The following is a 12,703-nucleotide window of genomic DNA, read 5'->3' on the forward strand; positions in this document are numbered from 1 at the left end:
ACCATAAGCCGAACGCCAAAAGACCGGCCACATCATGCGCGCGCGGTATGGCTCGATGATCGCCGGCTATACCATTGTCGGCGCCAGGGGGCGCTGCCAGGGTCGCCTGACGCTATGGGGGCCTTGCATGAACGAGAGCATCGAGCCGCAGCGCGCGGGTGAGCGCGGCTGGCGGCGGCTGCTGGACCGAATCGAGCGCGTCGGCGACGCCCTGCCCGATCCCGTCTTCATCTTCATCGGCTGCATCGCCTTGCTGGTCGCCGGCTCGGTCATCGCCTCGGCGCTGGGCTGGAGCGCGGTGAACCCCGTCACGGGCAAGCACCTCCAGGCCGAAAGCCTGCTGTCGCGCGAGAACCTGGCCAAGCTGTTCGTCGACATGCCCGAGACCATGACCAAGTTCCCGCCGCTGGGGCTGGTTCTGGTGGTCATGCTGGGCGCGGCGGTCGCTGAGCGTTCGGGCCTGTTCGGCGCGCTGCTCGGTGATGCGATCCGCAAGTTGCCGAAGGCGATCCTGAGCCCGGCGATCTTCGTGATCGGGGTCATGTCGCACCATGCGGCGGACGCGGCCTATGTGGTGCTCATTCCGATGGCGGCTCTGATCTACGCCGAGGCCGGACGCCATCCGCTGGCGGGCGTGGCCATCGCCTATGCCGGCATCTCCGGCGCCTTCGCCGGCAACATGCTGCCCGGCCAGTTCGACGTCTTGATCCTGGGCATCACCGCCCCAGCGGCCCAGTTGATCGACCCGAACTTCGTGATGAACCCGCTGGGCAACTGGTGGTTCACCCTGGCGATCGGAACCCTGTTCACGCCGATCGCGTGGTGGGTCACCGATCGCGTGGTCGAGCCGCGCCTGGGCCCGTGGACCCGCGCGGACACCGCCGCCGCCGCGCCGGACCTCGCCCTGGACGAGATCGGCGAGGCGCAGAAAAAGGGGCTTCGCAGCGCGGGCCTAGCGGCCGTGCTGGTGATCGGACTTTTCGCGGCCCTCACGCTCTGGCCCGGCGCGCCGCTGGTAGATCACGAGGCGGTCGGGCCCAAGCGCATGACACCCTTCTACCAGTCGCTGATCGCCGCCTTCATGCTGCTGTTCCTGGCCACAGGCTGGGCCTATGGCTCGGCGACCGGTTCGGTGAAATCGCACCGCGACATCGTGTCGATGATGGCTGAGGGCATGCGCGCCATGGCGCCGTACCTGGTGCTGGCCTTCTTCGCCGCCCACTTCGTGGCGATGTTCGCCTGGTCCAAGATGGGGCCGGTCATGGCGGTGCAAGGCGCCGAGTTGTTGCGCGGCCATGGCCTGCCCAAGCCCCTGCTGCTGCTTTCGCTGCTGATCATGTCGTCGTTCCTGGACCTGTTGATCGGCTCGGCCTCGGCCAAGTGGAGCGCCATGGCGCCGATCGTGGTGCCCATGCTGATGCTGCTGGGCATATCGCCCGAGATGACGACAGCCGCCTATCGGATGGGCGACTCGATTTTCAACATCGTCACGCCCCTGGCCTCGAACTTCCCGCTGGTTCTGATCCTGGCGCAGAAGTGGCGACCGCGTTTTGGCGTCGGCTCCATGGTGGCGCTGATGCTGCCCTACACCATCGGCTTCGCCATCGCCGGCATGGCGCTGGTTTTGACCTGGGTCGGGCTGGGGCTTCCGGTCGGTCCAGGCGCGCCGAGCGGCTATGTTACGCCCGCCACCGCCCAGACCATTCCCTAGAGCCTGTCTGGTTTAGATGGAGTCATCTAAACTAGATAAACAGGCTCTAATTCATAGACTTAGAGCGCGTTCGAGCGGTTTAACCGCTCACAGTTAAACCTAACGCGCTCTGGCACCATAGAGCATGATCACGCGGGGTTCGCCGCCGCCTGCCTCGCAGGCGGCGGCGATGCGCATTTCGGCGATCAACGGTCCGCGACCATGCCGTCCAGGCATAGGGTGATGCGCCGGGCCAATAGCGTTGCGCGCCGAAACAGCCCGCACCTAGGCTTCCAACATCCAAGGGGAGCGAGCCGACAGAGCCTCGCCGAGCAAACCATGACGAGGGGACTTCATCGTATGCCCGTACTGAACCTGCGCGCGCTTCGCGCCGGAACCGCCTACGCCGCCCTGCTGGCCGGAGCCCTGGCGACGCCGGCCCTGGCGCAGACGGCCACCGCACCCGCCGCCCAGGCCGCCGACGCCATCGAAGAGATCATCGTCGTCGGTTCGCGCATCCAGCGTAAGGACGCCGACGGGGTCGGGGTGGTTACGACGATCACCGAACAAGACCTGAAGAACTCGGGCGCGGGTTCGGTCGGCGAACTCCTGCAGAAGCTTCCCGCCGCCGGCGTCAGCCTCAGCAGCAACGGCACCCAAGGCACCTCGTACGGCGCCAGCTCGATCAATCTGCGCTACCTCGGCGGGGCCGAGGGCAGCGGCAACCGCGTGCTGGTGCTGGTCGACGGCCATCGCTGGGTGGATGGCGTAGGCCAGCGCGGCTTCCGCGACTTCGTCGATCTCAACACCATGCCGCTGGGCATGATCGAGGGCGTCGAGGTGCTGAAGGACGGCGCCTCGGCCATCTACGGCTCCGACGCCATCGCCGGCGTGGTGAACATCAAGACGGCGCGTGATTTCGACGGTCTCAAGCTGACGGCCAAGTACGGCGGCACGACCCATGGCGACGGTCAGTCCTATTCAGCCATCGCCAACTTCGGGAAGCGCTTCGACAAGAGCGCGATCCTCATCTCGGCCAGCTACGTCAAGGACAAGCCGATCCTGACGACCTCGCGCGATCTGACGCGCGTCACCCTGGTTCCGGTCACCGCGCCGGGCACGAGCCCGAACGGCCTCTACATCCTGCCGGGCCTGTCCAACAACGCCTTCTTCGGCACGCCCACCGGCTTCGCCACCTCGGCCAGCCCCGTCGCCTTCAACGCCGGCGCGACGATCGGCGCGGGCGCCCTGGCCGACAACGCCTATCATCCGGCCGCTTTGCCCGGGGACTATTACAACACCCAGGCCCAGGGCATCTATTCGGCGGGGCCCAGCGAGCGCTACGGCGTCTACGCCCGCTGGACCGCCGACCTAAGCGACACCGTTCGCTTCAAGGCCGAGGGCCTGTTCAACCAGCGCAAGTCTGACCAGCTGTTCTCGCCGGTCCTGCTGGATATCGGCGGCTCAGCGGGCACGATCCGGGGCTTTTCCATCGCCAACAATCAAGCGTTCAACCCGTTCGGCACGGCCAACGGCGTTCCGACGGCCAATGCGCTGGCCTTCGCCGCGAACTCGGCCTGGCGCATCCGCAAGGTGATGACCGAGGTCGGCAACCGCGACAACATCCAGGACGTGAAGACCTGGCGCATCGCCGGCGGCTTCGATGGTGAGCTGAACCTGTTCGGCCGCGAATGGCGCTGGGACGTCTACGGCCTCTACTCCAAGAACAAGATCGACACCCAGGCGCTGAACGGCGTGAACTATGACCGGCTCGCGCTGGGTCTGGGGCCGAACTGCGCGACGACCGCGGGCTGCGTGGCGATCAACCTGTTCTCGCCGATGACCACCGCCCAGGCCGACTACATCCGCTTCACCGCGCGCGAGTCGAACCAGACCGAGATCTTGGACTTCACGGCCAACATCACCGGCGAGCTCTTCCAGCTACCGGCCGGCCCACTGGCGATCGCCGCCGGCGTCGAGCACCGCAAGAACAAGGCGTCCGACAGCCCCGATCCGTTCGTCAACGCTCCGCCGACCAACATCCCGACCCCGGCCTCCGGCGCGGCGTTCGCCAGCAACACCACGACCACCGCCCAGACCCGGATCGCGACCGTCGGTCAGTACAGTCTGAACGAAATCTACGCCGAAGCGGCGATCCCGCTGCTCAAGGACGTGCCCCTGGCCAAGACGCTCGATCTCAGCCTGGCGGCCCGCTACTCGGATTACGACACGGTCGGCGGCGACCGCACGGTCAAGGTGGGCGTGGGCTGGCGTCCGATCGAAGATATCCTGGTGCGCGGCACCTATGCTCAAGGGTTCCGGGCCCCGTCGATCCTTGAGCTCTTCCAAGGCGGACGCCAGACGAGCTTCCAAGGGACCGACCCCTGCAACGGCGGCGCAACCGCCAACCCCAGCCTGCCCGGCTGCACGGGCGTGCCCACCGGCTACAACCAGATCAACTACAACCTCAATGGCCTGATCCCAGGCACCATCTCTGGCAACACCAAGCTCAAGGCCGAGACCGCCGACACCTATAGCGCCGGCGTCGCCATCAAGCCGCGCTTCGCGCCGGGCCTCAGCCTGACAGTCGACTGGTATGAGATCACCGTCCGCGACGCGATCTCGAGCCAGTCGGCCACGCAGATCCTCAGCCTGTGCGCCCAGCGCGCCGGGGTGTTCTGCGACCTCGTCTCCCGCGACGCCTCGACCGGCGCCATCACCAACCTGCTGCAAGGCGTGCTGAACCTCGCCGAGATCAAGACCTCGGGCGTGGACACGACGCTCCGCTACGACTTCAGCACTGACGCCGGCAAGTTCGCCGCCGTGATCGACGCCTCGTATCTGGACAGCTTCAAGACCACGAGCCCGAACCCGGCCGGCGGCGCGCCGATCGTCGATGAACGCGCCGGCAAGGGCGATCAGCCTCGCTCGACCTATCCGCACTGGAAGGGCCAGGCCTCGTTCAGCTGGACCGGCGGAGCCTGGAACGCGCTCTGGCGCGGCCGCTACATCGGCTCGACCACCGACGTCGCCAACACCGTGAAGGACGCCAAGACCAAGGCGATCTTCTACAACGACCTGGAAGGCGGCTATCAGTTCGAGCGCTACGACACCGCCATCAGCGTCGGGATCAGCAACATCTTCGACAAGGCGCCGCCTGCGTCCTATGCGAACGCCCCGATCAACTACGACATCTACACCTACGACGCCCGCGGCCGGTACGGATACGTCCGCGTCTCGGCGAAGTTCTAGACTGGACAGGACGGCGGCCACCAGGTCGCCGTCCGATCCCGAGGACCGGTGTTGAACCCCGCCCCTTTCATCGACCGCCAGCACGGCCCTGACGCCTTGCAGCCGCCAAGTGACGTGCACGTGACGCGCGACGTGATGGTCACCATGCGCGACGGCGTACGCCTGGCCGTCGACATCTATCGGCCTGCGGTCGATGGCGAGCCGTTGCTGACGCCGCTGCCCGTCCTCCTGGAGCGGACGCCCTACGACAAGCGGGGGACCAATCACGGAGACCGGACCCGCCAGGACCCGATCCCCAAGTCGAAGCCTGAACTGGCGGTGGCGTTCGTGCGCGGCGGTTACGTCGTGGCCATCCAGGACTGTCGTGGCCGCTACGCCTCGGAAGGCGTGTTCGAGAAGTATCTGAGCGAAGGCGCGGACGGCTATGACACCATCGCCTGGCTGGCCGCCCAGCCTTGGTGCGACGGCCGGGTGGCGACCTACGGCTTGTCTTATGGCGCGCACGTCCAGAGCGCCGCCGCGTGCCTGGCCCCGCCGGCGCTGGCGGCGATGTTCCTCGACTCCGGCGGCTTCTCCAGCGCCTATCATTCGGGCATTCGCCAGGGCGGGGCCTTCGAGCTGAAACAGGCGACCTGGGCCTACAGGCATGCGCTGCTCAGCCCCGAAAGCCAGCGCGATCCGGCGCGTCTCGCCGCCTTGGAAGCACAGGATCTCAAGGCCTGGTTCAAGCGCATGCCCTGGTCGGAGGGACACTCCCCGCTGAGCGCCGCGCCCGAGTACGAAAAGTACCTGCTCGACCAGTGGCGCACCGGCCTCTTTGGCCCGTACTGGACCCAGACCGGCGTCTATGCGCGCGGGGCCTATGACACCTACGCCGACGTGCCGATGGTGCATATGAGCAGCTGGTACGACCCCTACTCCGTCACCGCGACCGAGAACTTCCTGGGCCTCTCGGGTCGTAAGCGTTCACCGGTGAAACTTATCCTCGGCCCTTGGACCCACGGCCAGCGCTCGGTCACCCACGCAGGGGATGTCGACTTTGGCCCCGAAGCGACGCTGGATGGCGCCCTGGCCGAGAATTATGTGGCCCTGCGCCTGGCCTGGTTCGACGCCTGGCTGAAGCCGGGCGGACAAACCCAGGATCCCTTGCCCCCTGTGAAGCTGTTCGTCATGGGCGGCGGCTCGGGACGAAAGACGCTGGAAGGTCGGCTCGATCACGGCGGACACTGGCGAGACGAGGCCACATGGCCGCCGCGAGACGCGTGCGCCACCGACTATTTCCTGTCCGCCGACGGCGGCCTGTCGACCGCACCCGAGGTCGTCGATGAAGCCTTCCTGGACTACGTGCACGATCCTCTGAACCCCGTGCCCACCATCGGCGGCGCGATCGCGTCCGGCGCGCCGGTCATGGAACCGGGGGCCTTCGACCAGCGCGAGGGGCCCCAGATCTTCGGCTGCCGGCCACCCTATCGGGCGCTGCGCGATCGCGACGATGTGCTGGTGTTCGAGACCCCGCCGCTGGAGACCGATGTCGAGGTCATTGGTCCGATCCGTACACGCCTGTTCGTCAGCTCCGATGGCCTAGACACCGACTTCACCATCAAGCTGATCGACGTACATCCGCCGTCCGAGGACTATCCCGATGGCTTTGCGATGAACCTGACGCACGGGATCCTGCGCGCGCGCTATCGGGAGCGCTTCGATCGAGAGACCTGGATGACGCCTGGGGAGGTCTATCTCATCGAGGTGGAAGCCTTCCCCACGGCCAATCGCTTCGTGAAGGGCCATCGCATCCGGCTGGATGTCTCGTCGAGCAACTTCCCCCACTTCGACGTCAATCCGAACACCGACGAACCCGAAGGCTACGGCTTTACGCCTCGTCGCGCCCGCAATCGGGTCTATATGGACGCTCAGCGGCCGTCGCGCCTGCTGCTGCCGATCGTCACCCGCTGATCCGAGGGCCCGGATGAAGCTGAACTTGCGGAGTCTGGAAGCCTTTCGGGAGACCATGCTGAGCGGTTCAGCAACGGCCGCTGCTGGCCGTATGGGGCTGACCCAACCCGCCGTAAGCCGGCTGATCGCCCAGTTGGAGCAAGAGATCGGCTTCGAGCTCTTCTATCGCGAGCGCGGTCGCCTGAGCCCGACACCCGAGGCCCTGATCATCTATGACGAGATCGACCTGGCGTTCGGCGGGCTGGAGCGAGTCGACGCCTTGGCGCGCGACATCGCCGCGTTCAATACGGGCCTGCTGAAGATCGTGGCGCCGCCCAGCCTCTCGGAAAGCGTGCTCTCGACGATCCTGCCGCGCTTCATGGCCCGGTTTCCCAAGGTGCGGATCGCCATCGAGTCGCGCAGCACCGAAACCGCTCGCGCCATGGTCGCCAACCGAACCGTCGACTGCGGGTTTGTGAAGCTGCCGCTCGATCGCAGCGACATCTCCACGGTCACGCTGTCGACCAGCGAGACGGTCTGTGTGTTGCCTGACAACCATCCGCTGGCGTCGCACGAGGTGCTGACGCCCGAATTGTTGCGCGGCGAACCCTTGGTGCTGCTGGGCGCTGGCACCTGGACCCGCCGCCAGATCGACGACGCCTTCCGTGAACGCGGGATACGGCCGGACGTCCGAGTCGAGACCCACACCGTCGGCTCCGCCTGCGCGCTGGCGGCGGGCGGCCTGGGCGTCGCGGTCGTCAACGCTCTGTTGGCCGACAACTTCGCACGCCCAGGCGTCGCCATCCGGGTTTTCCGCCCCCAGATCCTCCACGAGTACGCGTTCATGACTTCGGCGCTGGCGCCGATGAACCGACTGGCGGCGGCGTTCCTGGAAGAGGCCCAGAGCTTTTTCCGCGAGCAGGCGCGCTAGAGCCCTTTCGCTTTAGATGGAATCCTCTAAAGCGTTTGAACGGGCTCTAAGTGTTTGATTTTATAGCCTATTTATCTGGTTTAGATGGTTCTATCTAAACCAGACAGGCCCTAACCACGCCGCCTCGCTATTCCCACTCGATCGTGCCGGGCGGCTTGCTGGTCACGTCGTAGACGACGCGATTGACGCCGCGGACCTCGTTGATGATGCGCGTGGCGGTCTTGCCCAGCACCGGCCAGGGGAACTCGAAGAAGTCGGCGGTCATCCCATCGGTCGAGGTCACCGCGCGCAGGGCCAGGACGTTCTCGTAGGTCCGCGCATCGCCCATCACGCCCACCGTCTTCACGGGCAGCAGCACAGCGAAGGCCTGCCAGATCTGGTCGTACAGACCGGCGTTGCGGATCTCTTCCAGATAGATGGCGTCGGCGTCCTGCAGGACCTTGACCTTCTCGGGCGTGATCTCGCCGGGGATGCGGATGGCCAGACCCGGGCCGGGGAACGGATGGCGGCCGACGAAGGCCGGGGCCAGGCCCAGCTCGACACCCAGGGCGCGAACCTCGTCCTTGAACAGCTCGCGCAGCGGCTCGACCAGCTTCAGCTTCATGTAGTCGGGCAGACCGCCGACATTGTGGTGGCTCTTGATCACCGCCGAGGGGCCGCCCCGGGCCGAGACGCTCTCGACGACGTCGGGATAGAGCGTGCCCTGAGCCAGGAACTGCGCACCGTCGATATTGGCGGCTTCCTTGTCAAAAACGTCGATGAACAGGCGGCCGATGGTCTTGCGCTTGGTCTCCGGGTCGCTGACGCCGGCCAGTTCGCCCAGGAACAGGTCACCGGCGTCCACATGGACCAGCGGGATATTGTAGTGGTCGCGGAACAGGGTCACGACCTGGTCGGCCTCGTTCTTGCGCAGGAGTCCGGTGTCAACGAACACGCAGGTCAGCTGGTCGCCGATCGCCTCGTGGATCAGCACGGCGGCCACCGAGCTGTCGACGCCGCCCGACAGGCCGCAGATCACCTTGCCGGTCCCCACCTGGTCGCGGATCTTCTGGACCATCTCCTGGCGGAAGGCCGCCATGGTCCAATCGCCCTTCAGGCCCGCGATGTTGAACAGGAAGTTCCGATACATCTTGGCCCCGTTGACGGTGTGGTACACCTCGGGGTGGAACTGCAGGGCGTAGATCTTCTTGGCCTCATTGGCGATGGCCGCGAACGGCGCGCCCGCCGACGTGCCCACGACCTCGAAGCCTTCCGGGATCGCCGTGACGCGATCGCCGTGGCTCATCCAGACCGTCTCGACGCCGCCAACGCCGGCCAGACCTTCGAACAGCGGGCTTTGCTGGCCGATGGTCAGCTCGGCGCGGCCGAACTCGCCGGCATGGCCGCCCTCGACCTTGCCGCCCAGCACGTCGCACAGCAGTTGCTGGCCGTAGCAGATGGCCAGAAGCGGCAGGCCCAGATCGAACAGCTTGCGGCCAATGCGGGGGCTGTCCTCTTCCAGCACGCTGGCCGGACCGCCCGAGAGGATAATGGCGCTAGGCTGATAGTCGTCGACGATGGCCTCGGCCTTGTCGAACGGATGGATCTCGCAATAGACGCCCGCCTCACGCACCCGGCGGGCGATCAGTTGGGTGACCTGGCTGCCGAAGTCGACGATCAGGACGCGCTGGTGGTCGGTTTTCTGAGTCATAGGCGAGGTCTCCAGCGGTCGGACGTGATCGGTCAGGGCGTGTAGGACGCGCGTTGCAGCACCGCGGCGAAGAAGCCGTCCGTGCCCGCGCGATGAGGGGTCAGGCGCAGATAGCCTTCGGGGGTCACATGGGTGACGCCGTCCAGGGCGATCGGCTTGACGGTGAATTCGGGGTGGCGTTCGAGGAAGGCCGCGACGCGGTCCTCGTTCTCCTCGGTCAGCAGCGAGCAAGTCACGTAGATCATGCGCCCGCCGGCCTTCACGAAGGCTGCGGCGTCTTCCAGCACGCTGTCCTGCTCGATCTGGCGCTTGGCCAGCTGGTCGGGCGACAGGCGCCACTTGGCGTCGGGGTGACGGCGCCAGGTGCCGGCGCCGGTGCAGGGCGCGTCGACGAAGACGACGTCGATCTTGCCTTCCAGGCCCTTCAGGGGCGTGGCCTCGATCGGCGAGCGGATCTGTAGGTTGCGAACCCCTGCCCGCTGACCGCGACGGATGGTGTCGGCCAAGCGCCGGGCGTCGCTGTCATGGGCGAAGATCTGGCCGCTGTTGCCCATGGCGGCCGCCAGGGCCAGGGTCTTGCCGCCCCCGCCAGCGCAGAAGTCGAGAACCTGCTTGCCCTTCACATCGCCCGCCACGGCGGCGGCGATCTGGGAGCCCAGGTCCTGCACCTCAAACCAGCCCTTCGAGAAGGCGGGCACGGCCTCCACAGACGGTGTCCGGTCGGCGGCCGCCGGCGCAGGAATGCGGAAGGCGGTCAACAAGACGCCGGCCGGCGCGGCGTCGATCAAGGCCAGAGCCTTGGCGCAGCGCTCGACATCGGTCTTCAGCGTATTGACCCGCAGGTCGACGGGCGCGCGCTCCGACAGCGCCCGCATCTCGACCGCCTGATCGGGGCCCAAGGCGCGCGCCAGGTGCGGCTCCAGCCAATCCGGATAGTCGCCCGCCACGGGCGCCGGCGCGCTGTCGGTGGAAATCGGAGCGGTCAGACGCTCGCGCTCGACATCCGTCAGGGCGCCAAAGCCATGCTCCTCGGCGGCGGCCTCGGCGATGCGCTCGACCGGCCACTTCCACATGAAGGCCAGGACGCCCAGCATCACGCTGCGCGCGCTCACGTCGGCCATCATCCAGCCCAGCGAACGCTTGCGGCGCAGGGCGTCCAATACAAGGCCCGAAACGAAAGCGCGGTCCTTGGACCCCGCGTATCGCGCGGTCTCGCCCCAGCGCTTCAGCGCCATCTTCACCGGAAAATGCCGCGCCTCGATCTCGGTGAGAACCTCGATCGCCGCTGAAACCCGTCCTCCGTCTCGCATCAGACCACCAGGGCCGCGAGCAGCATCAGGATCCCGACCATCGACGCCAACCAGACCAGGCTACGGACGAAGGGCACGCCGAACGCATAGAGCGGCACATAGGCCGCGCGCGCGGCGACATACAGCGCCGCGCCATAGACCGTCAGATCACCCAGGCGACCGCCCAGGTAGTCGATGATCACCAAGGCCACGAAGAACGGAAAGGTCTCGCGGAAATTGGCGAACGCCCGCGTGAGCCGACCGGCCATGCCGGTCAGCTCGACCGTCTCGTCACGGGGACCGACGTTCCACTTCAAGCCGCGCTGCGGCTGGGCGGCGGCCGACGCCCAGAGCAGGTTGAGGATCCCGATGGCGACCGCCACGGCGATCATTTGCAGCTCGAAGGCCATCCGCATCGGTTAGACCGCGCTCGGATAGTTGGGCGCCTCGCGCGTGATCATCACGTCGTGGACGTGGCTCTCACGCAGGCCCGCGCCCGTGATGCGCACGAACCGGGCGCGCTTTTGCAGCTCGGGGATGGTCGGCGCGCCGAGATAGCCCATGGCCGCGCGCAGACCGCCGACCAACTGGTGCAGCACCGGCGAGATCGGCCCCTTGAAGGGCGTCTGGCCCTCGATGCCTTCCGGCACGAGCTTGAAGTTGTCAGTGACTTCCTTCTGGAAGTAACGGTCGGCCGAGCCGCGGGCCATGGCGCCCACCGAGCCCATGCCGCGATAGCTCTTGTACGAGCGGCCCTGGTACAGGAACACCTCGCCCGGCGCCTCTTCGGTGCCGGCGAACATCGAGCCCATCATGGCGGTCGAGGCCCCGGCCGCGATGGCCTTGGCCAGGTCGCCCGAATACTTGATGCCGCCGTCGGCGATGACGGGGGTGTTGCTGTCCCGGGCGGCGCGGACCGCTTCCATGATCGCGGTCAGCTGCGGCACGCCCACGCCCGCGACGATGCGGGTGGTGCAGATCGAGCCAGGACCGATACCGACCTTCACCGCGTCGGCGCCGGCGTCGATCAGGGCGCGCGCGGCGTCATAGGTGGCGATGTTGCCGGCGACGATCTGGACGCGATTGGCTTCGCGCTTCAGGCGGGTGACGGCGGCGGCGACCTGGCTGGAGTGGCCGTGGGCCGTGTCGATGACGACGACGTCGACGCCGGCGTCCACCAGCGCCATCGAGCGCTCGAAGCCCGCGTCGCCGACGGTCGAGGCGGCGCCGACCAGCAGACGGCCCTTGTCGTCCTTGGCGGCCAGCGGGTGGGCCTGGGCCTTCTCGATGTCCTTGACCGTGATCAGGCCGACGGCGCGATAGGCGTCGTCGACGACGATCAGGCGCTCGATCTTGTGCTTGCGCAGCAGCTCGCGCGCCTCGCGGTGATCCACGCCTTCCGAGACGGTGATCAGGCCTTCGCGGGTCATCAGCTGCGAGGCCGGGACCTTGTCGTCGCCTTCAAACCGCATGTCGCGATTGGTCAGGATGCCGACCAGCTTGCCCGAGCCGCGCTCGACCACCGGGAAGCCCGAGATCTTGCGGCGGGCCTTGATCTCGCGGATCTCGGCCAGGGTCGTGTCGGTATGGATGGTCAGCGGATTGATGACCATGCCGCTTTCGTAGCGCTTGACCTCGCGCACCTGGTCGGCCTGCTCCTCGTTGGTGAGGTTGCGGTGCAGGACGCCCATGCCGCCGGCCTGGGCCATGGCGATGGCGAGGCGGCTTTCGGTCACCGTGTCCATGGCGGCGGACACAAGCGGAATGTTCAGACTGATTTCACGCGTGAACCGGGTCTCGGTCGTCACCTGGGTGGGCATGACGTCGGACGCTGCGGGTTCGAGCAAAACGTCGTCGAAGGTGAGCCCTTCGCGAATCTCCATCGGAGTCTCCATTTTGCGGCGCGGATATAGCCGTGA

8 protein-coding genes are annotated in these 12,703 nt (G+C 66.8%); 4 read left to right on the forward strand and 4 right to left on the reverse strand.

What is annotated here, in order from left to right; all coding sequences use genetic code 11:
• Positions 1 to 127 precede the first annotated feature (127 nt).
• From CA606_RS10995 to CA606_RS11010, 4 genes are all read left to right on the forward strand, one after another.
• Complete coding sequence (locus CA606_RS10995; protein WP_181242548.1) at positions 128 to 1,711, forward strand: AbgT family transporter; 1,584 nt, start codon at positions 128 to 130, stop codon at positions 1,709 to 1,711.
• Between the two features lie 318 nt (positions 1,712 to 2,029).
• Positions 2,030 to 4,942, forward strand: coding sequence for a TonB-dependent receptor (locus tag CA606_RS11000; protein ID WP_096051099.1), 2,913 nt, complete (start codon positions 2,030 to 2,032; stop codon positions 4,940 to 4,942).
• A 135-nt stretch (positions 4,943 to 5,077) separates the two neighbouring features.
• The gene (locus CA606_RS11005; RefSeq protein WP_233282203.1) at positions 5,078 to 6,895 is read left to right on the forward strand and encodes a CocE/NonD family hydrolase; all 1,818 of its coding nucleotides are present in this window, start codon (positions 5,078 to 5,080) and stop codon (positions 6,893 to 6,895) included.
• Between the two features lie 13 nt (positions 6,896 to 6,908).
• Positions 6,909 to 7,805, forward strand: coding sequence for a LysR family transcriptional regulator (locus CA606_RS11010; protein ID WP_096051098.1), 897 nt, complete (start codon positions 6,909 to 6,911; stop codon positions 7,803 to 7,805).
• A 127-nt stretch (positions 7,806 to 7,932) separates the two neighbouring features.
• On the opposite strand, the gene guaA is transcribed toward CA606_RS11010, so the two are convergent.
• From guaA to guaB, 4 genes are read right to left on the reverse strand one after another with little or no spacing between them, the layout of a single operon-like run.
• A complete protein-coding gene (gene guaA, locus CA606_RS11015; RefSeq protein WP_096051097.1) occupies positions 7,933 to 9,495 on the reverse strand; it encodes a glutamine-hydrolyzing GMP synthase in 1,563 nt (520 codons plus the stop codon).
• A gap of 32 nt (positions 9,496 to 9,527) precedes the next feature.
• Positions 9,528 to 10,805, reverse strand: a complete 1,278-nt coding sequence (locus CA606_RS11020; protein WP_181242550.1) for an RsmB/NOP family class I SAM-dependent RNA methyltransferase — start codon at positions 10,803 to 10,805, stop codon at positions 9,528 to 9,530.
• Positions 10,805 to 11,200: an MAPEG family protein gene (locus CA606_RS11025; protein ID WP_096051096.1), complete on the reverse strand. Its 396-nt coding sequence runs from the start codon at positions 11,198 to 11,200 to the stop codon at positions 10,805 to 10,807. The genes CA606_RS11020 and CA606_RS11025 overlap by 1 nt, the downstream gene beginning before the upstream one ends.
• 3 nt (positions 11,201 to 11,203) lie before the next feature.
• Positions 11,204 to 12,667: an IMP dehydrogenase gene (gene guaB, locus CA606_RS11030; protein ID WP_096051095.1), complete on the reverse strand. Its 1,464-nt coding sequence runs from the start codon at positions 12,665 to 12,667 to the stop codon at positions 11,204 to 11,206.
• Between the last annotated feature and the right edge of the window lie 36 nt (positions 12,668 to 12,703).

The sequence above is a fragment of the Caulobacter vibrioides genome (assembly GCF_002310375.3).
GTDB classification, from domain to species: domain Bacteria; phylum Pseudomonadota; class Alphaproteobacteria; order Caulobacterales; family Caulobacteraceae; genus Caulobacter; species Caulobacter vibrioides_D.